The organism is Photobacterium sp. GB-36 (assembly GCF_003026135.1).
GTDB lineage: Bacteria > Pseudomonadota > Gammaproteobacteria > Enterobacterales > Vibrionaceae > Photobacterium.
Genome location: NZ_PYNY01000005.1, coordinates 29930 through 54309, shown reverse-complemented (window position 1 = coordinate 54309; position 24380 = coordinate 29930). Strand labels below are relative to the sequence as shown.

28 protein-coding genes and 1 other RNA gene are annotated in these 24380 nt (G+C 41.7%); 22 read left to right on the top strand and 7 right to left on the bottom strand.

Annotated elements, in window-relative coordinates:
• Nucleotides 1–64: 64 nt before the first annotated feature.
• Nucleotides 65–246, bottom strand: a non-coding RNA gene (gene ssrS, locus C9J46_RS06460) — 6S RNA.
• A gap of 7 nt (nt 247–253) precedes the next feature.
• Complete coding sequence (gene zapA, locus C9J46_RS06455) at nt 254–556, bottom strand: cell division protein ZapA (protein WP_107206609.1); 303 nt, start codon at nt 554–556, stop codon at nt 254–256.
• Between the two features lie 390 nt (nt 557–946).
• On the opposite strand from zapA, the gene C9J46_RS06450 reads away from it, so the two are divergent.
• The 4 genes from C9J46_RS06450 (at nt 947) to gcvH (ending at nt 4539) form a co-directional block, all read left to right on the top strand.
• Nucleotides 947–1525 (top strand): YecA family protein, encoded by a 579-nt coding sequence (locus C9J46_RS06450; RefSeq protein ID WP_107206610.1) that lies wholly within the window; start codon nt 947–949, stop codon nt 1523–1525.
• 25 nt (nt 1526–1550) lie between these two features.
• The gene (gene ubiH, locus C9J46_RS06445) at nt 1551–2738 is read left to right on the top strand and encodes a 2-octaprenyl-6-methoxyphenyl hydroxylase (protein WP_107290678.1); all 1188 of its coding nucleotides are present in this window, start codon (nt 1551–1553) and stop codon (nt 2736–2738) included.
• A 2-nt stretch (nt 2739–2740) separates the two neighbouring features.
• Entirely contained in the window at nt 2741–3955 is a 1215-nt protein-coding gene (locus C9J46_RS06440) for an FAD-dependent 2-octaprenylphenol hydroxylase (RefSeq protein ID WP_199187041.1), read from the top strand.
• Between the two features lie 185 nt (nt 3956–4140).
• The gene (gene gcvH / locus C9J46_RS06435) at nt 4141–4539 is read left to right on the top strand and encodes a glycine cleavage system protein GcvH (RefSeq protein ID WP_107206612.1); all 399 of its coding nucleotides are present in this window, start codon (nt 4141–4143) and stop codon (nt 4537–4539) included.
• A 48-nt stretch (nt 4540–4587) separates the two neighbouring features.
• On the opposite strand, the gene C9J46_RS06430 is transcribed toward gcvH, so the two are convergent.
• Entirely contained in the window at nt 4588–4797 is a 210-nt protein-coding gene (locus tag C9J46_RS06430) for a DUF1107 domain-containing protein (RefSeq protein WP_199187043.1), read from the bottom strand.
• Nucleotides 4798–5240: 443 nt separating this feature from the next.
• Between C9J46_RS06430 and C9J46_RS06425 the strand changes: the two genes are divergently transcribed.
• The 3 genes from C9J46_RS06425 to nqrM all read left to right on the top strand — a co-directional run bounded on the left by C9J46_RS06425 (nt 5241) and on the right by nqrM (nt 6275).
• Entirely contained in the window at nt 5241–5531 is a 291-nt protein-coding gene (locus tag C9J46_RS06425; protein WP_107206614.1) for a DUF134 domain-containing protein, read from the top strand.
• Nucleotides 5532–5607: 76 nt separating this feature from the next.
• Entirely contained in the window at nt 5608–6078 is a 471-nt protein-coding gene (locus C9J46_RS06420) for a NifB/NifX family molybdenum-iron cluster-binding protein (RefSeq protein WP_107206615.1), read from the top strand.
• Nucleotides 6075–6275 carry a (Na+)-NQR maturation NqrM gene (nqrM, locus tag C9J46_RS06415; protein WP_005371409.1) on the top strand — a complete coding sequence of 67 codons (201 nt, stop codon included), beginning with the start codon at nt 6075–6077 and terminating at the stop codon, nt 6273–6275. The genes C9J46_RS06420 and nqrM overlap by 4 nt, the downstream gene beginning before the upstream one ends.
• A gap of 47 nt (nt 6276–6322) precedes the next feature.
• On the opposite strand, the gene C9J46_RS06410 is transcribed toward nqrM, so the two are convergent.
• Nucleotides 6323–7276, bottom strand: a complete 954-nt coding sequence (locus C9J46_RS06410; RefSeq protein WP_107206616.1) for a LysR family transcriptional regulator — start codon at nt 7274–7276, stop codon at nt 6323–6325.
• Between the two features lie 230 nt (nt 7277–7506).
• Between C9J46_RS06410 and C9J46_RS06405 the strand changes: the two genes are divergently transcribed.
• Nucleotides 7507–8637, top strand: a complete 1131-nt coding sequence (locus C9J46_RS06405) for a patatin-like phospholipase family protein (protein ID WP_107206617.1) — start codon at nt 7507–7509, stop codon at nt 8635–8637.
• Between the two features lie 52 nt (nt 8638–8689).
• Here the strand turns inward: C9J46_RS06405 and C9J46_RS06400 are convergent, their stop codons facing one another.
• Both C9J46_RS06400 and ygfZ read right to left on the bottom strand, forming a co-directional pair.
• The gene (locus C9J46_RS06400; protein ID WP_173425483.1) at nt 8690–9169 is read right to left on the bottom strand and encodes an aminoacyl-tRNA deacylase; all 480 of its coding nucleotides are present in this window, start codon (nt 9167–9169) and stop codon (nt 8690–8692) included.
• Nucleotides 9159–10142, bottom strand: coding sequence for a tRNA-modifying protein YgfZ (ygfZ, locus tag C9J46_RS06395; protein ID WP_107206618.1), 984 nt, complete (start codon nt 10140–10142; stop codon nt 9159–9161). The genes C9J46_RS06400 and ygfZ overlap by 11 nt, the downstream gene beginning before the upstream one ends.
• A 256-nt stretch (nt 10143–10398) precedes the next feature.
• On the opposite strand from ygfZ, the gene C9J46_RS06390 reads away from it, so the two are divergent.
• The 3 genes from C9J46_RS06390 to C9J46_RS06380 all read left to right on the top strand — a co-directional run bounded on the left by C9J46_RS06390 (nt 10399) and on the right by C9J46_RS06380 (nt 13025).
• Nucleotides 10399–10659, top strand: a complete 261-nt coding sequence (locus C9J46_RS06390) for a succinate dehydrogenase assembly factor 2 (protein WP_005371425.1) — start codon at nt 10399–10401, stop codon at nt 10657–10659.
• Nucleotides 10628–11044, top strand: coding sequence for a protein YgfX (locus tag C9J46_RS06385; protein WP_369917494.1), 417 nt, complete (start codon nt 10628–10630; stop codon nt 11042–11044). Before C9J46_RS06390 ends, C9J46_RS06385 begins: the two co-directional genes overlap by 32 nt.
• Nucleotides 11045–11195: 151 nt before the next feature.
• Nucleotides 11196–13025, top strand: a complete 1830-nt coding sequence (locus C9J46_RS06380) for a methyl-accepting chemotaxis protein (protein ID WP_107290677.1) — start codon at nt 11196–11198, stop codon at nt 13023–13025.
• Between the two features lie 63 nt (nt 13026–13088).
• On the opposite strand, the gene nadB is transcribed toward C9J46_RS06380, so the two are convergent.
• Nucleotides 13089–14705, bottom strand: a complete 1617-nt coding sequence (nadB, locus tag C9J46_RS06375; RefSeq protein WP_107206620.1) for an L-aspartate oxidase — start codon at nt 14703–14705, stop codon at nt 13089–13091.
• Between the two features lie 569 nt (nt 14706–15274).
• Between nadB and rpoE the strand changes: the two genes are divergently transcribed.
• The 11 genes from rpoE (at nt 15275) to acpS (ending at nt 24353) form a co-directional block, all read left to right on the top strand.
• On the top strand, nt 15275–15853 hold the full coding sequence (rpoE, locus tag C9J46_RS06370) for an RNA polymerase sigma factor RpoE (RefSeq protein WP_107206621.1): 579 nt from the start codon (nt 15275–15277) through the stop codon (nt 15851–15853).
• 23 nt (nt 15854–15876) lie between these two features.
• Nucleotides 15877–16533, top strand: a complete 657-nt coding sequence (locus C9J46_RS06365) for an RseA family anti-sigma factor (RefSeq protein WP_199187045.1) — start codon at nt 15877–15879, stop codon at nt 16531–16533.
• On the top strand, nt 16533–17525 hold the full coding sequence (gene rseB / locus C9J46_RS06360) for a sigma-E factor regulatory protein RseB (protein ID WP_107206623.1): 993 nt from the start codon (nt 16533–16535) through the stop codon (nt 17523–17525). Before C9J46_RS06365 ends, rseB begins: the two co-directional genes overlap by 1 nt.
• Nucleotides 17526–17527: 2 nt before the next feature.
• Complete coding sequence (locus tag C9J46_RS06355) at nt 17528–18025, top strand: SoxR reducing system RseC family protein (RefSeq protein WP_107246383.1); 498 nt, start codon at nt 17528–17530, stop codon at nt 18023–18025.
• Between the two features lie 76 nt (nt 18026–18101).
• Nucleotides 18102–19898: a translation elongation factor 4 gene (lepA, locus tag C9J46_RS06350; protein ID WP_107206625.1), complete on the top strand. Its 1797-nt coding sequence runs from the start codon at nt 18102–18104 to the stop codon at nt 19896–19898.
• 141 nt (nt 19899–20039) lie between these two features.
• A complete protein-coding gene (gene lepB / locus C9J46_RS06345; RefSeq protein WP_045150084.1) occupies nt 20040–20939 on the top strand; it encodes a signal peptidase I in 900 nt (299 codons plus the stop codon).
• Nucleotides 20940–20949: 10 nt separating this feature from the next.
• Nucleotides 20950–21624, top strand: coding sequence for a ribonuclease III (rnc, locus tag C9J46_RS06340; RefSeq protein ID WP_107206626.1), 675 nt, complete (start codon nt 20950–20952; stop codon nt 21622–21624).
• Nucleotides 21621–22526 carry a GTPase Era gene (gene era / locus C9J46_RS06335; protein WP_005371444.1) on the top strand — a complete coding sequence of 302 codons (906 nt, stop codon included), beginning with the start codon at nt 21621–21623 and terminating at the stop codon, nt 22524–22526. Before rnc ends, era begins: the two co-directional genes overlap by 4 nt.
• Nucleotides 22527–22534: 8 nt before the next feature.
• Complete coding sequence (gene recO, locus C9J46_RS06330; RefSeq protein ID WP_005371446.1) at nt 22535–23245, top strand: DNA repair protein RecO; 711 nt, start codon at nt 22535–22537, stop codon at nt 23243–23245.
• Nucleotides 23242–23973, top strand: a complete 732-nt coding sequence (gene pdxJ / locus C9J46_RS06325; protein WP_045128801.1) for a pyridoxine 5'-phosphate synthase — start codon at nt 23242–23244, stop codon at nt 23971–23973. The genes recO and pdxJ overlap by 4 nt, the downstream gene beginning before the upstream one ends.
• A complete protein-coding gene (gene acpS / locus C9J46_RS06320; protein ID WP_105060928.1) occupies nt 23973–24353 on the top strand; it encodes a holo-ACP synthase in 381 nt (126 codons plus the stop codon). Before pdxJ ends, acpS begins: the two co-directional genes overlap by 1 nt.
• Nucleotides 24354–24380 lie beyond the last annotated feature (27 nt).

Here is a 24380-nt window from a genome sequence, read left to right as displayed (position 1 = left end):
ATCCTTGAGTTGGGATTTTGCTAAATTGTATGAATATGTTAATGAAATGGGAAGTAAAACAGAGGAGTTCCCCAAGGTGCCGTTGCGAAATAATGCCCTTGAACCAGACGTTCAAGGTGGATCGGCAACATTAACCGTAGGCTTCTCAGTCGAGCTGAGCATGCTCAATAGCTAATAAAAGCAGATCCTGGGTATTTGCTTATCGGCTCGGGGACGTTCATTCACTGACGCACACCCCAGGGTTAATTCATTATCAACGCTTTGGATAATTTTGCAATGCTTTATCTAATTTTTCTTCTAGTGCACTGATCTTATTGGATAAAACGCCAGCGCTTCCGTTATGTTCTAGTCGCTCTGCATGTAACTCGTTGCAGATGTTAAGCCCTGTAAAGAGTAACAGTTGCTCTACATTGGATACTTTAGTGCGCTCTGACATATCTTTCAAGCGTTGGTCAAAATCAGAAGCGGCAGCACGAAGTGCATCCTCTTGACCAGTTGGGCAATTAACTTTGATGTTTCTGCCGAATACTTGAATTTCTACAGCCTGAGTACTCATAAATCTTCGGTTTGCTCCATGCCTAATGGGTATTCATTCCGCTTTTGCTTGTCGCCAAATCATAGGAAAAGCGGTTACAACATGCAAGCGGCTATACTTCACTTTGTGCTCAATAGCTTCTAACTAAACAGATATTAATCACACCAAATTGATGGGTGGTTAACTATTGAACGTTATGCTCGGCGTTATGATTTGCCGAACAGAGCTTAAGTGTTAGCATAACACAGGCGGTTACTGACCCATTGTTATTTCTGCTTTAGAAATTCAGTAAAAATGTAATTATTGGTGTTTGCTTGATTTGAATTATTTAAATCAAGTGGATATAGCAATGTGAAAGTAACAATAGAGCGCTTTGTTCGTTGTTTGATCTAAAAATAAAGGTAATAAACCATGAGTGAAATAACCCTACCTACATACCAAGCTGTTGAATCTGCCTTAAAAGAGCAAGGGCTTGCAGCGGCACCTGCTGAATTACATGGTTTATTAAGTGGCATGATTTGCGGTGGTTTAGCGATTGATGATGAAAGCTGGGTTGGACCTGTTAGTGATTATGCCAACGAAGGTGAGCCATTAACCGACGGCGCTAAAATAATGATCCGCTCTTTGTTTACGACAACAGCTAATGAGCTGTTTAGTGGTGGCTTTGAGTTTTCATTACTGATGCCAGATGATGATGAGCCATTAATGATGCGGGCAGATGCATTAACGGAATGGGTTACTAGCTTTATTTCTGGTTTAGGACTGATGGATCTCCAAAAGAACCAATTATCTGAAGCTGTCACTGAAGCTTTAGCTGATCTTCAAGAGATCGCTCAGTTAGGTATTGATGAAGATGACGATATAGAAGAACAAGCAGCCTTATTTGAACAAGTTGTTGAGCATGTTCGTATGTGTGTATTGAGTTGTCACTCTGAATTAGGTCAGCGTCCGGTTGCTGAAGATACAGAGGAAAAACCAACGTTACACTAAACGTTGTTTTGTGAAGGGATAAATAGTGAAGCACTATGATGTTGTAATTGCTGGTGGTGCAATGGCAGGAGCGAGTCTTGCTATCGCATTAGATGTATTGAGTCGTCACTCATTACGTGTTGCAGTGGTTGAAGCTGTGATGCCTGAGTTTGATACTCATCCGGGTTATGATGCAAGAAGTATCGCGTTATCGTATGGCACGACCCGTTTACTGGATAACATTGGTATGTGGTCAGCCTTGCGTGATGTTGCAACACCGATAAACGATATTCATGTTTCAGATCGTGGTCATGCAGGCATGGTCCGAATTTCATCACAAGAGCAGGCGGTTGATGCGCTAGGTTATGTGATTGAACTTGCAGATGCTGGTGAAGTTTTTCATCATAAACTGCAGCAGCTAGAAAATGTTGATCTATATTGTCCTGCCAGTGTTAAGCAAATTGAGCGCAGCGTAGATAACGCAACTATTGAGCTTGATAACGGTGAACGCATACAGGCGTCATTGCTGGTGGCTGCTGATGGGGCTATTTCTCATTGCTGTCAGTTGGTGAAGCTTGGTCGCTCAGACTATGATTTTGAACAAACTGCTATTATTGCCAATATTACAACCTCTGAGCCTCATTATAATCAAGCATTTGAACGCTTTACAGAACATGGTCCGGTTGCCTTACTGCCAATGTCTCAAGGGCGAAGCTCTTTAGTATGGTGTGTACCACCAGAGCAACAACAAGTGATCATGGATTTATCTGACGCAGAATTTCTTGCCAAGTTGCAACACGCGTTTGGGTGGCGTTTAGGTGCGTTAGTCCAAACGGGTAAACGCTCATGCTATCCATTGTTACTTCGTCAATCAAACTCGCTTGTATCGCATCGTTTTGCTGTGATTGGTAATGCGGCACAAACATTACATCCTATCGCAGGACAAGGATTTAACCTCGGTATTCGAGATGTAGTGACACTTGCAGAAGAGATCGTTTCAGGTCGTCAACAGGGTAACGATATAGGTTTACCTGAGGTGTTAGGGCGTTATCGTGAACGCCGTATGCCTGATCGTCAAAATACCATTATGATGACAACAGGATTGGTAAACTTATTTGCTAATGATAATCCATTGCTGACAGCTGGACGAAATATCGGTTTGGTTACAATGAATTTTTCAAACACATTAAAAGCACCGCTATTGCGTCGTGCTATGGGACAGGTAGAACGATAGCTATGATGCAAAGTGTTGATGTCGCGATTATTGGCGGCGGAATGGTGGGGTTAACGTTAGCGGCAGCATTGGCTGAAACTGAACTTCGAGTTGCCGTTATTGAAGGACATTTACCCGATCCTCAATTGCAGTCATTACCTGATTTACGTGTATCGGCATTAAGCCGTGCCAGTGAACGTATTTTCCGTCGCTTAGGCGTATGGGAAGGGATTGCAAGTCGTCGTATGAGCCCATATTCGGAAATGACGGTATGGGAGCAAGATAGCTTTGCTCAAATCCATTTTGATGCACAGCGATTAGCGCAGCCTGATCTGGGGCATATTGTTGAAAATCGAGTTATTCAGCTCGCCTTATTAGATCGTGTAAAGCAGCTCAGTAATGTGACCTTATTAGCGCCAGAGCGCTGTGAAAACATCGCGTTTGGTGAATCAGAAGCCTGGCTAACATTAGCCTCTGGTAAACATCTGACGGCGAAATTGGTTGTTGGTGCTGATGGGGCAAACTCTTGGGTACGTCAGCAACTCGATATTCCATTAACCCATTGGGACTATGGTCATAGTGCCATTGTGGCCAATATTCGTAGCCAAGAGCCACACATGAAAGTGGCACGACAAATTTTTCGGCCACAAGGGCCGTTAGCCTTTTTACCGTTATCTGAACCTGATTTATGCTCTATTGTGTGGTCTGTACCGCCAGAAGAAGCTAAACAATTATGTGATATGTCGGATGAGTTGTTTAATCAGCATCTAACGACTGCATTTGATAATCGCTTAGGTTTATGTCGCGTAGAAGGTGAGCGTCAAGCATTTCCACTGCGTATGCGTTATGCGCGTGATTTCGTTCGTGAACGGGTCGCGTTAGTCGGTGATGCTGCACATACTATTCACCCCTTGGCTGGACAGGGAGTAAACCTTGGTTTGCTTGATGCAGCGGCTTTGGCACAAGAGCTAAAAGCATTATGGCTAGCAGATAAAGACATTGGTAAACAGGCGCATTTACGTCAATATGAACGTTGGCGTAAGGCTGAAGCGGCGAAGATGATCACTGCGATGCAAGGGTTTAAAGATCTGTTTTCAGGTTCAAATCCAGCGAAAAAACTATTCCGTGACATCGGCATGTTAGTAGCAGATAAAGCACCAGGTGTGAAAGACGAGTTTATGCGTAAAGCGTTAGGTTTGAGTGGTGAATTACCAGAGCTTGCTCGCTACGAAAAATAACATGCTTGTTATTGAATGTTGAAAAAGTCACCTGATGGTGACTTTTTTGTTTTTCGTGACTAACAAAATGGATTTTTTCACCTACAGTAAATATCAGAGATAAATAATGTGCGTTAATTTATATAGATCTGACATGGTGACAGTAGTGTTTTAACGATTCCCGCTACTTTTATAAGGATGTGAAAATGAGTTACGTTCCTCTTGAATTACAATATACCCATAGCCATGAATGGATTCGTTCTGAAGGTGATGGGATTTATACTATTGGTATTACCGACCATGCTCAATCATTGCTTGGGGATATGGTTTATATTGAATTACCTGACATTGAATCGTCCACAGATGTGGGGGAAGAGTGTGCGATGGCTGAATCGGTAAAAGCGTCCTCAGATATTTATGCCCCCTTGTCTGGTGTTGTGATTGCTATTAACGATGAATTAGATTCGGCGCCAGAGCTCGTCAATAGTGATCCTTATGGGGACGGTTGGTTATTTCAGATTAGGGTGAATGATGATAACGAACTGAATGATTTATTAATGGCGGAAGACTACGCCATCATTATTGTTGAAGATGAAGAGCTGTAAGATCAAAAAAGCCCATTTTGATATGGGCTTTATCGTTAGCAATAGTGTTTAAGCTTCATAGGTTTCACGTAAGCGTCTTACTTCTAAATTCACCTCATTCACGGTATCGTAATGACGTTTCTTTGCTTTGATAGGAACCAGTAGTAAACCATTTTCAAAATGGTACCCACCGCGTCCGTCAATGTAGAGGCGACCACTAAATAAGCGACTGATATGTTTGGCGATTAATTTTGGTAAGTAGCGTTTAAACATCCGCATAATACTGCTAACTCCAACCTTCCTGGCTATTGACGGCGCTAAGTATAGCAGTTTGTGCATGACACTTCTGTGACATAATCAGCATATGCTGTTTCCTATATGTAACTATCTAACTTATTAATTAGAAAAGAAATAAAAATCCAGACAATTATTCTGATTTTAAGTTTTTTGGTATTGTCGAATAAAATAAACAGATTCTATTTTTTAAGGTAGTTCGCGTCATCTTCACGCCTGTTATCTTCTCTTCGCTACAATATCCGCGCATGGTACTTTCATCTTCATTATTTTTTAAAGCCGTTATAATGGGATTTTATTTTGTGAATTTATAAATCATCAATGTGTTTAGATAAGAAAAATTTTTATTGCTTGTTACGTATCTAGATCAAAGTAATGTTTTTGGCATACGCCAATAATTCACCATGGTTAGATGGATAAGGTGAACCATGGCTAGGCCTAAGATTGAACGTCGAATAGGATGTCGTCCTGCGTACAGTTGCTTTAAGCCCAATGGCGTACCGATGAAAGAACTCGTGTCATTACGTTTAGATAGCGATGAATTAGAAGCACTTCGGTTAGTTGATATGCAAGGTTTGCAACAGCTAGAAGCGGCAAAGCAACTCGGTGTCTCTCGTCAAACATTAGGCAATATAGTGGCATCGGGACGAAAAAAAGTGGCGCAAGCGTTAGTTCAAGGGTTGGCGTTAGAACTTGACGGTTATATCCCAACACCATGAACGCTTTTATTTTGATAAGTGATAAAAAGCGATCATATTCGTTGTGAGCGCTCGGTTAAGTGAGTGAGGAAAAATTATGTCAATGGCAATTGCATTAACGCCACGTGAGCAGGTTGCAGGGCACTTTGGTAAAGCGGCTGTTTTTGTTATTTACGATCAGCAAGGACAGCAAGTTGCTAGAATTGAAAATACAGGTAGTCGCGAACTAGGCTGTAAGCATAAAAAAATAATCCAAAGTCAACTGGTTGAGTATGGCGTGTCTGAAATTGTCTTAGGTAATATTGGTCAGCGTTCACTGGCTCGATTATTACATGCAGGCTTTCATGTTAGTCGAGTTGCACCACGCACAACATTGGCTGATGTGTTATCAGGTAGCGCAGTAAAAGAAGCGTTAACATCGGCAGAGCAAGGTCGAGATTGTAAGCGTGAAAAAGGCGCATGTGGCTGCGGTTGCGGCACTAAAAAGAAAGCGCCTGTTGCTAAAGTAGGGATGTCATCATTATCGCCTGTTAGCGGTTTAACAAAAATTGGCGGTTTTAAGTTGTGACCACATTTCTGTTAACACTAGGTATTTTTCTGCTTGTTATTTTTGCTATGGCGATAGGTTGGTTTTTAAAACAACGTACCATCAAAGGCAGTTGTGGTGGTTTAGCCAACGTGGGTGTTGATAAAGAATGTAACTGCGATGAACCTTGTGACGAACACAAGTTATACCAAATTCAAGAACCTCAATCGGGTAAGTAGTCGTAGAAAGCAGAGTATGCATGACTCTGCTTTTTTGTTATCCGTTATTATTGCTGGAGTTGTTTTACCTGTTCGATAACCGTACTGGCAACTCGTTGACGTAGCCACTCATTACGAGGGTGAGTGCCATTGCGATGTAGCCATAATAAACGAATATCAAAATCAGCAATATCGACAGGGGTTGGGCATTGGGTCAAATCATCATGAAACAGATCTAATTGTGCCATTAAGCGAGAAACCACACACAGTAAATCCCTTCCTTTGAGTAAATGGCGGATGGTCAAAAAGTTACGTGAACCTACCGCGACTTGACGTTGTAAGGCATGATTTTTTAGTTGCTCATCAACTTGGGTGGTGAGTTGTCCATCTGGTGAAACTAAGGCATGCGGATGCGCACTATATTGTTCTATGGTGATAGGGGCATTGAGTCCTGTTGCTTTGCTATCGAATAAACAAACATGATCTTCGGTATATAAATATTGGCTACTAATGTCTTTGCCCATATTTGTCATTGAGCCAATCACCAAGTCTAATCGTTGATCATTAAAAACGGTTTGATAGTTATGCCGATCAACATTAAAGAAGCTGAGATGACTATGTGGTGAGCAAGTATGAATGGCATCAAAAATGGCGGGGGCGAAAAGTAACTCTGCGTAGTCGGTTAGGCCTATTTTAAACGTTCCAGTGAACAGCTCTGGCTCAAATGTGCTCGGTTGTAATAACTCTCTAGTGATTAAGTTTAGAATTTTTTCGACAGTGACCGAGAGCTCTAACGCTTTTTGTGTTGGGATCATATTATGTCCTTGACGTTCAAATAAAGGATCGTCAAGGAGCTGCCTTAAACGCGACAAATTATGACTCATGGCAGATTGTCCAATCGCAAGTTTGTTTGCTGCCTTCGTAACACTTTGTGTTTCCAATAGAGCGGAAAAGGAGATCAGTAGGTTGAGATCAACCCCACGCCAGTTGATATCTTTTTTATGTGAAGGAGAAACAGACATAGTGTGGAATACCTAGTAAGAAATAACATTAATAAGCGAAATTGGCACAATAAAAGAGCGAGTATCAAAGAGTGCTAATTGCAAGAGTAAAATATGAAACAAATTGCAATTGATAAAAAACAGCTTGTGAGTTCGCCTTGTTTTATATCGATTATCTGTTTTTTTATCAAGCTGGTGCCTTTTTAATCTGTAGAGTAATACTCGGACTTATCAGATAAATAGGGATGATGATGGCTAGAACACGTACTAAGAAAAAACCAAAGGTTTGCCTTGTTCTACAAGGTGGTGGTGCATTAGGTGCTTATCATATTGGCGCGTATCAAGCACTGGAAGAAGCGGGATACACACCAGACTGGTTTGCTGGCATTTCTATCGGCGCGTTGAACAGTGCCATCTTGGCTGGCAATGAACCTGAAGATCGTTTAAATAAATTGGCTGACTTTTGGGATCGTATATCAAGACCTGAGACTGATGTTGATTTATTACCAGCCATGGCACCGATGTTTAATACTTTTAGTGCATCTCAAGCATTAACAATGGGCCAACCTGGCTTTTTTGTACCTCGTATTATTAATCCATGGTTGTCATTGCCTGGTGAATCAGCAACCAGCTTTTATGATACTAGCCCGTTATTTTCCACTATCGATGACCTGTCTGATTTTTCTCTTATTAATCAACAGAAAGCCCGTTTAACTGTTGGCGCAACAAGTGTCACCAAGGGAGAGTTGGTATTTTTTGATAGTCATACACAGCCATTACAACCCGCTCATGCTATTGCGAGTGGATCTTTACCACCCGGTTTTCCAGCCACCAAAATTGGTGATGATCATTATTGGGATGGTGGGTGCGTTTCCAATTCACCGATCAATGGTATTTTAGATTTAGCTGAAAAAGATGAAGATTTACTCGTCTTTATGGTTGATTTATGGAATGCGAAAGGTGAATTACCACAAACCATGAGTGAAGTGTTATGGCGTGAAAAAGAGATCCAATACGCGAGTCGCTCTTGTGAGCATATTGAAGCGCTTGTAGCAAAACGTAATCTTGATCATATTTTAGAACATTCAAAAGATGTTGTTGATAGTGAACAAGTGCCTGATGTGGTGTCACTAAAAATAGGCAGGCATATTGATATCGTGCATATTACGTTTGATCCACTGAAAGGCCATATTCCATTAAGTGATGCAGAGTTCTCACGTCGTTCTATTCGTTTACGCCGTGAAGCCGGCTATGAAGATATGACGAAAGCTATTAAAGAATCGCCATGGACGCAAAGAAGTAAAAAATTACCCACGCATTATCATCCCCGCCAAGACCACGGTGGATGGGTAGAAGATGATGAGATAAGTAAAGCCAGTTAACGTGTTAGAATTAAATGAAAGCCCCTTAGTTTGGGGCTTTATTTTTAATGGATTAGTCTCGGCTGATATCACCAAACATAGGATCACATAAGATCACTAAATCATCGGTAGCTAACTCAAGCCCAGCCATACGATCACCACTACTAATGTTCACTTTAGTATGTTGCTCTATTTGATGATCGAAAATAATAGGTAGTGGGCGTTTCAAGCCTAATGGCGCAACCGTGCCAATGACTAAACCTGTGATTTTTTCAACATCAGACGCATCAGCACAGGTCATACGACGACAACCAAATAGCTCACGGACTTTCTTAGGATCAACAGCATTCGGGCCTGGTACACAGGCTAAAACATGAAACCCTGCCATATCTTTGAGCAAAATGGATTTGACCAGTTGCTTTGGGTCAACCCCACGTTCTTGAGCCGCTTCCTCTATAGTTTTTGCTGGCTTGCTGTGATGAAGAAGGCGAAAATCAACGCCTTCTTCTTCAAGAAAACGGGTAACAGCAGTATCGATAGAATTATGCGTCATCATCTAAAGCGTAAGGTAATGGATGTTTTTCCCAGATAGCATCTGGTTGTAATGCAAATCGAAATTGTGCATCGTCATCGAGATCGTTTGGTAATACCACTAAAGCTAACGCTTGTTGATCATTAAATTGGTAGCCAGTGATAACCGTACCACCTTTACGCCAGTTTTCACCAACGCTACGTTCAAGTGCATCACCTGCCTGTGGGCATTGTGTGGATTCACCGCTCACGATGTACATTGCGCGTTTGTTAATACCACGGTATTTTGCACGAGCAACCGTTTCTTGGCCTGTGTAACACCCTTTTTTAAAGCTAATACCATTAACCGCCTGAAGGTTCATCGCTTGTGGAATAAATTCAAGTTCAGTTACTGCTTCAACACGGGGGAGGGCTGCTTTTATATCGTATAAGTTCCACAACGCAGCATCGGTTAGCGTTGCGTTATCCGCAAAGTGTTGAGCAACCGTTTCAGCATGCTCAGGTGGTGTGATAACAAACCAACGTAAGTTATCTACTTTTACCGCGGTTGCTGTGTCGTTATGACGGACATCATCATTACCTGTAAAGTAGTTATCAATCGCGTTTTGAGCTTGTTCTCCACTAAGACCTAGGACTACGTCAGTTGATTGATTAATGTCGGTTTTAGAGAAAACCGCGTATTTTTTTAGCTCAGGGATCTGGGTTGCCATGACAGTTTGGCGTTGAAGATAACCATAGCCATTGTTGATATGGAAAATACGCATCACAGTACGCATTTTACCTTTTGCATCACAATGTGCTGCTAATGTTGATTTACCCGCTTCTAGTGATACAAGATCACAGGTTAACTGACCTTGTAAATAGGCTTTACTGTCGGCACCAATTAACGTGACCATCCCCCAGTCATCAAGCTTACTTAATGCTAAAGCTGGAAGAGGATCTTGCGATGATAAAGCAAGGGGGGAAAACGTTAGATTTGTTGACCAAGTACTCATATCTCTGTCCACAGAATGTTGTCATTATTACGACATGGTATACCAAGTAAATGAAATAATTAACCATCGTCTCGCTGTGGAAATCAGACAAGAGTCATTGAGAGGGGATTTATCGTTTTCATGTCTCATCTTTAATGATTGCTTGTTTAAGCGCATGGTCGGGAAGTGATGTCACTGCTACTATAAATAGCTGTTTCTCTTTGTTTTAAATCTACAGCATTAAATAGGTTTTTAGTTCTAGTTATCGAGGTTAAATATGTTAAGCGCGGAAGATAAAGCACGAGTTAAATGGGCATGCCGACGTGGAATGCTAGAGTTAGATGTGATTATTATGCCGTTCTTTGAAGAGCGTTTTGATGAACTATCAGAGCAACAGCAGCAAGATTTTATTAATCTATTAACGTGTGATGATCCTGATCTTTTTACATGGGTGATGAAACACGGCCGCAGTGAAAATGAAGCCCATGCAAATATGGTGGATATGATTGTTGCTCACAACAACAGTAAATTACGCTGATCTTTATTTATTCCCATCTAAATTACAGATAGCCACATTAACGGTAGCTTACCTGTGTGTGGCTATATTCCTCTTATTCTCAAGTTCCTTACTTATTCTTCCTATTACTTTGATTTTGTGTGAGAAGCTGTATGACGAATACCTTAATTCGGCGATATACAGTTATCGATTACAAGGGCGTTTGCGACTTTCTTCTGTGGGGGAAGTTTATTATCAACAGCAACGAGGTCGCGTGATTTATGCTCGCCCGTTAACCCGTTGGTTGATCATATTTAAAGTGGAGGGGCTATCTCATCGTTGGGTTATTGTCTGGCGTGATAGTTTGTCCGAACGTCATTATCGCCATTTAAAAATGTTTACTTATCTTTACTTCTCGTTCCGTTAATTTTGGAAAGCCTCAGTTTGTACTAGTTAGATTGTGAGCTGAATTCAGAGTTTTTATCTTTATTTAAAATTTTTATTACATTTTTATTTCAATTCGCGGTAAAAATATATATTGATAAAAATAATAATAACTATAAAAACAGGAATTAAAAATGAAAATAAAACATAAGTTAATGGGGCTCAGTGTTATCTCTGTTATCGCTTTAGTTTCTGTACTTGCTATGAGTAAACTAGCTAACGACAGAGTTGAAACTATCGGTCATGTGGTGCAAGGGATAGGTCAACTAGAAGTAACATTGCTTAACTTAAGGCGTAATGAAAAAGACTTTTTGATGCGTAAGAACTTGAAGTATCGCGCTAAGTTTCAAAATAATATCAGTTTATTCAAGCAACAACTCTCTCTCTTAAATCAAGAGTTATCCGATCTGTCTATCGCTGTTCCTGAACTTGATAAATTGCCTGTTGCGATGACAAATTACCAGCAAAAAATGATGGCGTTAATTTCAGCCTATGAGGTGCAGGGCTTAGATACTTCGCAGGGTAAATACCGCACCTTTTTATCTTCTTCTGAAAAAATCAATCAGTTAGTGGTTGAGAAAGACATCAATGCGCCAGCATTATATGAACTTATTCAAACGGCTAAGTTGTTTGTTCTTACTGGTGATCCTGAATACGCCACGTTATATCAACAACAGTTGGCGAAGAATAACGCCCAGTTTGTGGCTGATTATGGCAATGCATTTAGTGTTTTTACCGCCGCTGTTGAGGCTGTATTACAACAAAAAATGATTATTGGGCTCAGTTACAACCAAGGATTACGAGGAGATATTCGCACTCAATCCCATTTGGTTGAACAGACATTTGCGACTGTTAGTGAGCGGTTGACGCAGCTGATTGATGAGCAAAAACAAAAGATTATCGCGATAACCAGTGTGGTTGTAATTATAATTATAGCGCTATTACTTGGCTTATCGTGGGTTATTAGTATGTCGATTCAACGCCGGTTAACCAGTTTAAGTTCGTTAATGGCTCAAATTGCAAAGAGCCATGATTTAAGTTTACAAGCAGATCAAAGCGGTAATGATGAATTTAGTCAAATGGCTCAAAATTTTAACTATCTATTAGCACATTTACGTCAGTTGATTGGAAATGTAAAAGCCGCTGTAGAGCAACTAAGCGATGCATCAGGATCATTACAGCAACGAAGTCGTGATACCGAAAAGGCAATGAAACAACAACAAGAAGAGACTAATTCTGTTGCCACTGCTATTACTGAAATGGGCATAACTATCCGTGAAATATCAAACAATACTGAAGTGGCAGCTGCGAATGCTGAGCGTAGCCAGCATATTGCACAAGAAGGTATTGATGAAGTGAGCGCGACGAAGGATCGTATTCGTTTATTGGCCGTGAATTTAGAAAATACCAATGGGGAAGTCGAAAGTTTATCGAGTTTATCTGAAGAAATTGGCTCAGTATTAGATGTAATAATGTCGATTGCAGAGCAAACGAATTTATTAGCATTAAACGCGGCAATTGAAGCGGCAAGGGCTGGGGAGCAAGGTCGAGGTTTTGCGGTTGTTGCTGATGAAGTTCGTTCTCTGGCATTACGTACACGCCAATCGACAGAAGAAATCACAACCATTATTAGTTCGTTACAGCGGCAAACAGATCAAGTAGTAACGCATATTGTGGATTGTCGCGAGCAGGGCGAAGCCAGTGTAGAGCAAGTTAATAGTGCTGAGCATAAGATTGCGAGCATCATGTCAGAAATGCAGCAAATTATGGATATGAGTACACAAATAGCGACTGCTGTGGAGCAGCAAAGTATCACTTCTGAAGATATTACGGTGAACATTACTTCTATTCGAGATATTACAGAAAACAATTTTCAGGTTGCTCATCAAAATGCCGTGGTAGCAAATGTAGTGGCAGAGCAAGCCGAAGAATTAGACAAAGCTATTACTGGCTATAAAGTGTAGTGGTTGTAACGAAAAAATCCCGACATTTGGTCGGGATTTTTATTGAAGCTGGCTACTGGTAACTTAGCGATTTTCAGGTACTAATACGGTGGGTTTGGCATTTTCGTCTAACTCTGGGTAATCCAGAGTATAGTGAAGACCGCGGCTTTCTTTTCGCTCAATAGCACAACGAATGATGAGCTCAGCAACTAATACAAGGTTACGTAGTTCAATTAAATTGTTTGAAACTCGGAAATGGCTGTAATACTCGCTAATTTCATTTTTCAGTAACTCTATTCGGTGCATGGCACGTTCAAGTCGTTTGGTTGAACGGACAATACCGACATAATCCCACATAAATAAACGTAATTCGTGCCAGTTATGTTGGATAACGACTTCTTCATCCGAGTTACTTACTTTACTTTCATCCCATATTGGTAGCGCTGGTGGTATGACAATGGTATCCATTTTTGCTTGAATATCTTTTGCTGCTGACCAAGCATAAACTACACACTCTAGCAGTGAATTTGATGCCATACGATTGGCACCATGCAAGCCTGTGTAACTCACTTCCCCAATAGCATATAAGCCATCAATATCCGTTTTACCTTTTTTATCAACCATAACGCCACCACAGGTATAGTGAGCGGCGGGAACAATAGGAATAGGCTCTTTCGTGATATCAATGCCGTAGCTTTGTAGCTTTTCATCAATCATCGGGAAGTGTTTTTTAACAAAGTCTGCAGGTTTATGACTGATATCAAGGTACATGCAGTCAGCGCCTAAACGTTTCATTTCATAGTCGATGGCACGGGCAACAATATCACGAGGCGCGAGCTCTGCACGCTCATCAAATTCAGGCATAAAACGAGAGCCATCAGGACGACGTAAATACGCCCCTTCTCCGCGCAGTGCTTCTGTTAGCAAGAAAGTCTGGGCTTCAGGGTGGAATAAACAGGTTGGGTGAAACTGATTGAACTCAAGGTTTGCCACACGACAACCAGCACGCCACGCCATGGCGATACCATCACCGGAAGAAACGTCTGGGTTAGAGGTATATTGATAGACTTTTGAAGCACCGCCAGTGGCTAGAATAACGAATTTAGCCCCCAGTGTTTCTACCATTTCTTTATCACGATTCCACACATAAGCGCCTAATACGCGGTTTGATTCGGTATCTGGATTAAGTTTTTTTTCAGTGATTAAATCGAGCGCATTATGACGTTCTAAAATGGTAATATTGGGATGATTACGGGCTTGATCTTGAAGTGAGGTCTGCATTGCCATGCCTGTTGCATCAGCGGCATGGAGAATACGACGATGGCTGTGGCCGCCTTCACGGGTTAAGTGAAAACGAGGGTTATCATCACTATCAGATTCTTCACGATCAAACGGTACGCCGCCATCAATCAACCACTGAACACATTCTTTAGCATTCTCGGCAATAAAACGAACGACGTCTTTATCACATAAGTGGGCGCCAGCAATAAGGGTATCTTCAACATGTGAATCGATGCTGTCTGATTCATCAAATACTGCAGCTATTCCGCCCTGTGCGTAATAAGTTGCGCCTTCATTCAGCGGTCCTTTACATAACACGGTAACATTGGCAGAAGAAGAAAGGTGTAGTGCTAATGATAGGCCAGCGGCACCGCTGCCAATAACCAGTACATCGCAGTTATGTTGATGAATCTGATTCATACTTGATCTCATATCCTTTTGTTATCTGTCCGTATCCTAACAAATTCACGTCAAATTAGCATGAAAATTGTACGACAAATAAGTTTTATAGACGATTAAGTATTCAAATATATCGCATGACAATTTTTATACCTAGCGTCAATGCGCGAACGAATGGCGATAAAAGGTGAATAACAAAAAACTTATGTCACGTAATAATCCTAAAACTTGTTATTAATTTTGCTTTTTTCACGCTGAAAAGCCCGTTAATATCGTGAATTAAGGTAAGATAGTGATCACTTATATACACCGTGCATAAGTCACAGTGATAAAATAATTAGTAAAATAAGCCGAAATTATTTAATGGGCGTAGGAACTTTGCCATTATCCTCCGGTCATAAGTAGTGCTCATGCTCATAAATATTTCATAACTCAATGATTTGTTTAAGGTGACACTCGGCTTATTTCGCGTTACGACGCCGAACAAATCATGATATAGCATTTTTGATAGAGCACTTAACGCAAGTATTTGTGGCTTTATTTAGCTAATGCAATATTGAGTAAAGACAGATATAGGAGTACACGCTCGAATGAGCGAGCAGCAAACTGATCAGGTATTAATTGAGCGAGTACAGCGGGGAGATAAGCAAGCTTTCAACCTTCTGGTTATTAAATACCAGAACAAAGTTTGTAACCTTGTATCACGTTATGTCAGTAATTCTGGTGATGTACCAGATGTGGCGCAAGAGGCGTTTATTAAGGCGTACCGAGCGTTGCCAACATTCCGTGGTGAGAGTGCCTTTTATACATGGCTCTACCGAATTGCAGTCAATACCGCAAAAAACTATTTAGTCGCTCAGGGGCGTCGTCCGCCTGCATCTGATGTTGATGCAGAAAATGCGGAATACTATGAAAGTGGTAGTGCGCTGAAAGAAATTTCGAACCCTGAGAACCAAATGTTGTCAGATGAATTGAAGCGGGTTGTTTTTAGCACGATTGAAGCGCTACCAGATGATCTCAAAACCGCAATCTCATTACGTGAACTGGATGGTCTAAGTTATGAGGAAATTGCAGAGGTAATGGGATGTCCAGTAGGTACAGTTCGCTCTCGTATATTCCGTGCACGTGAGGCGGTTGAAAAACGTATCCGTCCTCTCATGCAGCAATAATGTTGCACCCAACGGTGGAAAAAATGGCTGATAAAGAAAAGATCTCGGCATTACTTGATGGCGAAGAGCTAGATCAGAGCATTATAAATGCGCTGACTGTTGACAAAGAAGATGAGCTTATATGGCGTGACTACACCTTAATTGGTGATGTGTTACGCGGTGATGCTCCGCAATGCAAAGAATGGAATATTGCAGCGAATGTCGCATTAGCGTTAGACGATGAACCTGCCCATTCAGTTGGACATACTGAAACACCCGTTGCGGTTGTTGCAGAGCCAATTTCGCAAGCAATTGAAGATCAACCAACACCATTTAAAGCCAAGCACACGTTACCGTCATGGCTTACTCAATTTGGCCAAGTGGCCGTTGCTGCTTGTGTCTCTTTAGCTGTTATTGTTGGCGTCCAGCAGTATGATAATGAAGATAATTCATCAGGTTCAACTAACAATGATGTGCCTGTGTTACAAACCATTCCGTTTACAGGTAAAGCGGAACCGGTAAGTTTAAATACCAATATGGCAAGCAATACAGATCGTGCACCAACTGAAGCGCAGTTGATGGAGCAACGTCGTCGTATTAACTCCATGTTGCAAGATTATGAGTTACAGCTGCGTTTTAATGCGCAAGACGGCAGCCTTGATCACTCTTTACTTAAACAACATAATTCTGTGGCAGATTAATGAAAAAGATTCTGGTCGGTGCGATAGCATTGGTCAGCTTGCTTTTGCCTCTCCAAGCCTTTGCTGAAGCTGAAAAGCCTTCGGCAGAGGCTTTGTTGCTTCAAATGGAGCAGGCAAGCCAAAAGCTGAGTTACGAAATATCTTACATTCGAGTAAAAAAGAACAGTATTGATACCTTGCGTTATCGACATGCGTTAGAGGATGGTCAAGGCTATAGTCATTTACTCTACTTAAGTGGCCCTCCTCAAGAAGTGATTCAACGCGGTAATGAGGTGAGTTACTTTGAGCCCGGTCTTGATCCATTCACCGTAAAAAGTGCAAAAATAGTGGCGCCTATCATGCCGCTTATGAAGGCTAATATTCAAGAGTTAGCCCATTACTATGATTTCATTTCAATGGGCCGCGCACGAGAAGCGGGTGTTACCTGCGATGTTATCCGTATTGCACCCAAAGACGGCGAACGTTACTCATATTTAATATGGATTGATCAGCTAAGTCACTTAGTGATGCGTGCTGATTTATTAGATCGAAATGGTGATTTATTAGAGCAATTTCGCGCTGTTTCTTATGCGGTGAATCCGAAAGTGGCTGAAATGCTCAGCAAGTTAAAAACGGTAAAACTACCAGAAGTGGTAAAATTACCAGTACAAGAAAAAGCTAACCTTGATTGGAAAGTGTCATGGTTACCAGATGGCTTTAAATTAATTTCAGGCGATCGCCACCGCCTATTAATGACAGAGCGCCCGGTTGAAAGTCGGATGTACAGTGATGGTTTATTTAGCTTCTCTGTATATGTGTCTGATATTGATAGTTATGCGTTAAGTGGGCAACTTGTCCGTCAAGGTCGCCGAACATTGAGCAATATAGTTAAAGACAATAAAGAAATTACGGTTGTCGGCGATATTCCGCCACCAACAGCAAGACAGATTGCAGAAAGTGTCACTTTCGATAACACTAAAGGGACACCCAATAAGGCAGTAAAAGGTAATTAGTCATGATGCGCACTTTAGCGACAGTGACCGCTGTTGAAAAAGGAATGGTAACGGTAAGTTGCCAGCAACAAACAAGCTGTGGCCATTGTGCATCACGTGATAGTTGCGGAACAGGTATTGTAACGAAAGCAATGCCTGGTCGTGTCCATGATGTAAAAATAGCGACGCAATCGCCGCTCTCTATCGGGCAGGTAGTTGAAATCGGCTTATCTGAGCGAAGTATGTTAAGCTCTGCCTTATTAATCTATATGCTCCCATTGCTTTTTTTACTGTTAGGCAGTGCATTGGGGCAATGGGTATTTGTTGATTTAGCCCACAGTAACGAACTGGGTGTTATCAGTTCTGCTGTTATTGCGACAACGTTAGGATTACTGATTGCACGGCACTATGCCAAACGCTTAGAAGGTAATTCAGCGTATAAGCCAACCCTTATTCGAGTTCTCGGCGCACCGATTTCATCAGATAAGCTGATAAATGCCGCATCGAAAGATAGCGAGTAGCGTTTAAATTCGGTAGAATCCGACAACTTGATCGTAAGATCCCATTCATTTTAATCACGAGCTAGTCACGCCATTCATGAAGCACATTCGTAACTTTTCGATTATCGCACATATCGACCATGGTAAGTCGACCTTATCCGACCGTCTAATTCAAGTTTGTGGCGGCCTTTCTGATCGAGAAATGGCTTCACAAGTTTTAGATTCTATGGATCTTGAACGCGAACGCGGTATTACCATCAAAGCCCAGAGCGTGACGCTCGATTACACGGCTAAAGATGGTGAAACTTATCAATTAAACTTTATCGACACACCGGGACACGTAGACTTCTCATACGAAGTTTCTCGTTCACTTGCTGCTTGTGAAGGCGCATTGCTGGTGGTTGATGCGGGTCAGGGCGTTGAAGCTCAGACTCTTGCTAACTGTTACACTGCCATTGAGATGGATTTGGAAGTAGTGCCAATCTTAAATAAGATTGACTTACCTGCGGCTGAACCTGAGCGTGTAGCTGAAGAAATTGAAGACATTGTTGGTATCGATGCTATTGATGCTGTTCGCTGTTCAGCGAAAACAGGCTTGGGTGTTGACGATGTTCTTGAAAAGATTGTTGAAGCAATTCCTGCACCTGAAGGTGATCCAGATGCGCCATTACAAGCGCTAATCATTGACTCATGGTTTGATAACTACTTAGGTGTTGTTTCTTTAGTTCGTATTAAAAACGGTAAGCTAAAGAAAAATGACAAGATTAAAGTTATGACCACAGGTCAAATCTGGGGTGTTGACCGTTTAGGTATTTTCACACCAAAACAAATTGATACAACAGAGCTAAATACAGGTGAAGTTGGTTGGGTTGTTTGTGGTATTAAAGATATTCTTGGCGCACCTGTAGGTGATACTTTAACGCTGGCAAAAGGTGGTTGTGAAACCGCGCTGCCTGGCTTTAAGAAAGTGAAACCGCAGGTATACGCAGGTCTATTCCCTGTTTCTTCTGATGATTATGAAAACTTCCGTGATGCTTTAGGTAAATTAAGCCTGAATGATGCGTCATTGTTTTATGAGCCAGAAAGCTCGTCTGCGTTAGGTTTTGGTTTCCGTTGTGGTTTCTTGGGTATGCTTCATATGGAGATTATTCAAGAGCGTCTAGAGCGTGAATATGATCTAAACCTGATCACTACAGCACCGACTGTAGTGTATGAAGTGAAGAAAACAGACGGCACAATGTTGTACGTTGATAGCCCAGCTAAACTGCCAGCAGTGAATGATATCGAGATTATGGGTGAGCCAATTGCTCGCTGTAATATTTTGGTGCCAAGCGAATACTTAGGTAATGTTATTACCTTATGTATTGAAAAGCGTGGTGTACAGGTTGATATGGTTTACCACGGCAATCAAGTTGCACTAACGTATGATATTCCAATGTCAGAAGTGGTTCTGGATTTCTTTGATCGCTTGAAATCAACATCTCGTGGTTATGCGTCACTTGATTATAATTTCCAGTGTTACCAAGAATCAGACATGGTACGTGTTGATATTCTTCTTAATGGTGAGCGTGTTGATGCACTTGCTATCATTACTCACAAAGATAACTCACAATCTCGTGGTCGTGATGTTGTTGAGAAAATGAAAGAGTTTATCCCTCGTCAGATGTTTGATATTGCAATTCAAGCCGCGATTGGTACGCATATTATTGCTCGCTCTACCGTGAAGCAATTACGTAAAAACGTAATCGCTAAGTGTTATGGCGGTGATATTAGTCGTAAGAAGAAACTGTTGCAGAAACAGAAAGAAGGTAAGAAGCGTATGAAGCAGATCGGTAACGTAGAACTGCCTCAAGAAGCATTCTTAGCGATTCTTCATGTGGGTAAAGATAAATAATTATCTTTAGCTAGTAAGTTTCAAAACGATTAGAAAGTGCTTATTTATTAATTAAATGGCACTTTCTTTTACTCTGACGCTCTAAATGGGGCAGAGCAGATCAACATTCTTCTGTTGGTCGGGTTAAACATAAGGGATAACATGGCAAACACTTTTTCTTTGATTCTGGTACTAGCTACGCTAGTAACAGGGATCATTTGGGCACTTGATAAGTTTCTTTGGGCACCGAAGCGTCAATTAAAAATAGCTGCAGCAGCTGAACAATCCGGTGGTCAAGTTGATGCTAAAACGCTAGAAAGTGTTGCGCCACAGCCTGCATGGGTTGAATCAGCAAGTTCAATGTTCCCTGTCATTGCTTTGATCATGGTATTCCGCTCTTTTATTTATGAACCTTTTCAAATTCCATCAGAATCAATGCTACCAACTTTATACGTAGGTGATTTTATTCTGGTTGAAAAATTTGCTTATGGTCTACGAGACCCTGTTTTCCACGATAAAATCGTCAGTACAGGTGAGCCAAAGCGTGGTGATGTAGTGGTGTTTAAATTCCCACCTCAGCCAAAGATTGATTATATTAAGCGTGTTGTTGGCCTACCTGGCGATACTGTTCGCTACAGTGAAGATAAGCAACTGTGTATTCAACCTAAAGGTACTTCAGTATGTAAACCGGTTAAATTAACCGATATGACTGATAGTGACTTTAAGCAAGGAATGGCACGTTTAGTTGAGTTTAAAGAACAACTGGGTGATGTTGATCACCATATTCTGATCAACCCATTACGTCGTGATCGTCGTATGGCATATGAGCCTCGTCCTGGTATTGGTGAGTGGGTTGTACCAGAAGGAAACTATTTTGTTATGGGTGATAACCGTGACAATAGTGCTGACAGTCGTTACTGGGGCTTTGTGCCAGAAGCGAATCTTGTTGGCAAGGCGGTAGCTATTTGGATCAGCTTTGAGTTTGATCGACAAGCAGATAGTTTACTTCCATCTTGGATCCCTACCGGTGTACGTTTTAATCGTATCGGTAGCATTAAATAATCGAGAGAAAATGACAACTCCAGCGAATAGGCTTCAGCGCAAGCTGGGCTACCAATTTACTAATTGTGAGTTGATGACATTAGCACTGACACATCGCAGTGCTAATGGCACCCACAATGAGCGCCTAGAGTTTTTAGGTGACTCTATTTTAAGTTTTGTTATTGCTGATGACTTATATCACCGTTTTCCTTCAGTGGATGAAGGTGATATGAGCCGAATGCGTGCAACACTAGTCCGTGGAAAAACATTGGCAGAGCTAGGTCGGGAATTCGAGCTTGGCGACCATTTGTTACTGGGACCTGGCGAGTTAAAGAGTGGTGGCTTCCGTCGCGATTCGATTCTTGCTGACTGTGTTGAAGCAATCATTGGCGCGATTTATCTAGATAGCGATGTTGAGCAAGTACGAAGTATCGTATTGGCTTGGTATAAAACTCGTCTTGATACGATTGAGCCAGGTATCAATCAAAAAGATCCAAAAACACGTCTTCAAGAGTGTTTACAAGGTCGTCGTTTACCGCTACCTGCATATACTGTAACTAAGGTACAAGGTGAAGCTCATAATCAAGAGTTCACAGTACAGTGTGACGTAACAGGTTTGGATAAACCTGTAATTGGCAAAGGCGGCAGTCGGCGCAAGGCAGAGCAGGCAGCAGCAGAACTTGCACTAAATCAGTTGGAATCATGACAGATAAACAACATTGTGGCTTTATCGCCATTGTTGGTCGACCGAATGTCGGTAAATCAACCTTGCTAAACCGTTTAGTGGGGCAGAAGTTATCTATTACTTCTCGTAAACCACAAACCACGCGCCACCGTATTATGGGTGTAGACACACGTGACGGCTATCAAGCTGTGTATGTTGATACTCCAGGATTGCACATTGAAGAAAAACGTACAATTAACCGTTTAATGAACCGTGCTGCAAGCAGTTCATTAACCGATGTTGAATTAGTATTGTTTTTAGTTGATGGCACTATGTGGACGGCTGACGATGAGATGGTATTAAACAAGCTGGCAAAGAGCCAGTTACCAACGGTATTGTTAGTGAATAAAGTTGATAACGTAAAAGATAAGCATGAGCTATTCCCTCACTTGCAAGAGCTTGCAAGTAAGATGGAGTTTGTTGATGTGATTCCGGTATCAGCAAAGCATGGTACAAACATTGATGCGGTAGAGAAAATCGTACGTCAGCACTTACCTGAATGTGAGTACTACTTCCCTGAAGAATACGTAACTGATCGTTCTCAACGCTTTATGGCCTCTGAAATTATCCGTGAAAAACTGATGCGTTTTACGGGTGATGAATTGCCATACGCTGTGACGGTTGAAATCGAGCGATTCGACTACAACCCTGAAACCGATGGTTTCGATATCAATGGTTTGATTCTGGTTGAGCGTAAAGGCCAGAAGAAAATGGTGATTGGTAAAGGTGGCGATAAAATCAAAGTGATAGGGCGCGAAGCGCGTTTAGACATGGAAGACTTGTTTGAACGTAAAGTTTACCTTGAACTTTGGGTTAAAGTGAAATCAGGTTGGGCAGATGACGAACGTGCACTGCGTAGCCTTGGTTACATCGACGACTTATAAGGGTAGTAATGGAAGGGCTACAGCGTTGTTTTGTCCTTCATTCTCGTCCCTATAGTGAGACGAGCCTGATCCTTGATGTATTTAGCGAGGATCATGGCCGTCTTACTCTTCTTTCTAAAGGCGCTCGCCGTAAACGTTCTAATCTAAAAGGCACACTCCAACCTTTTACTCCCTTATTTATGAAGTGGAGTGGTAAAGGTGCGATGCCTGTTCTCACTCATGCCGAACCTATCAGTATAGGTTTACCCTTACGCAGCTATATTTTATATTCAGCAATGTATGTGAATGAAATACTGGTACGTGTATTGGGCAACCATACCCCTTACCCACAGTTGTTTCTGGATTATTTGAATGTGCTTAGAGAGCTAGCACAAGCGGATAACCCAGAGCCTGCTTTGCGCCGCTTCGAGCTTTCTCTGCTACATCATCTAGGCTACGGGATTGATTTTCTGCATTGCGCTGGTAGTGGATTAAGTGTTGAAGATGATATGACCTATAACTATCGCGAGCAGCAGGGGTTTATTGCTTCAATGAAAATTGGTTTATTAACCTTTCGTGGTAATGAATTAAAAGCCATTGCTGCGAGGCGATTTGAAACCCCAGAGCAGTTGCGGGCAGCAAAACGATTTACAAGGATGGCATTAAAACCGTATCTTGGTTCTAAGCCATTAAAAAGCCGGGAATTGTTTATCCCGCGAGGAAGGAGAATCGGAACATGAACAATATATTACTTGGCGTGAACATCGATCATATTGCGACATTACGTAATGCACGTGGTACACGTTACCCAGATCCTGTTCATGCTGCAGAAGTAGCCGAGCGAGCAGGCGCTGATGGCATCACTATTCATTTGCGTGAAGATCGTCGTCACATTAATGATCGTGATGTGCGTATTTTACGTGAGACGATCCAAACTCGCATGAATTTAGAAATGGCCGTCACTGATGAAATGGTGGCAATTGCGTTAGATGTTAAGCCTGAATATGTTTGCTTAGTACCAGAAAAGCGTGAAGAGTTAACCACAGAAGGTGGTCTAGATGTCGCAGGTCAACTTGAAAAAGTAAAAGCGGCAACAGAAAAACTTACAGCTGCTGGGATCAAAGTGTCACTTTTCATTGATGCTGATCGCGCGCAAATTGATGCAGCTCATGCATGTGGCGCACCGTTTATTGAGCTTCATACTGGGCAATACGCAGAAGCGACAACCGAAGAGGCACAATCGGATGAGCTGAAGAAGATTGCTGCAGGTGCAAGCTACGCTCACAATTTAGGTATTAAAGTAAATGCAGGACATGGTTTAACTTATCACAATGTTAAGCCGATAGCGGCATTGCCAGAGCTGTATGAACTTAACATTGGTCATTCTATTATGGGACGAGCAATGTTTGATGGGTTAGAAAAGTCAGTGGCTGATATGCGTTTGCTAATGCAGGAAGCGCGTGGTTAATGGCGATTGTTGGTTTAGGGACTGATATTGCTGAAATTGAGCGAGTCGAAAAAGTCTTTGCTCGCTCAGGTGATGCGTTCGCCCAGAAAATACTGTCTAGCTCTGAGCTTGAACAGTTTCAGCAATTGAAGCTAAAAGGGCGCTTTTTAGCAAAACGTTTTGCGGTAAAAGAAGCAGCATCAAAAGCACTCGGTACCGGTATTGCGTGTGGCGTCTCTTTCCATGATTTTACGGTTAAAAATGATGAGCGTGGTAAGCCATTACTGAGCTTATCAGGTAAAGCAAATGAACTAGCGCAAGCAATGGGCGTGAATCATGTTCACCTTACCATTGCTGATGAGCGTCATTATGCTGTTGCAACGGTCATTTTAGAACGTTGAATCGTGATTCGTTTTTCACGTTAATAA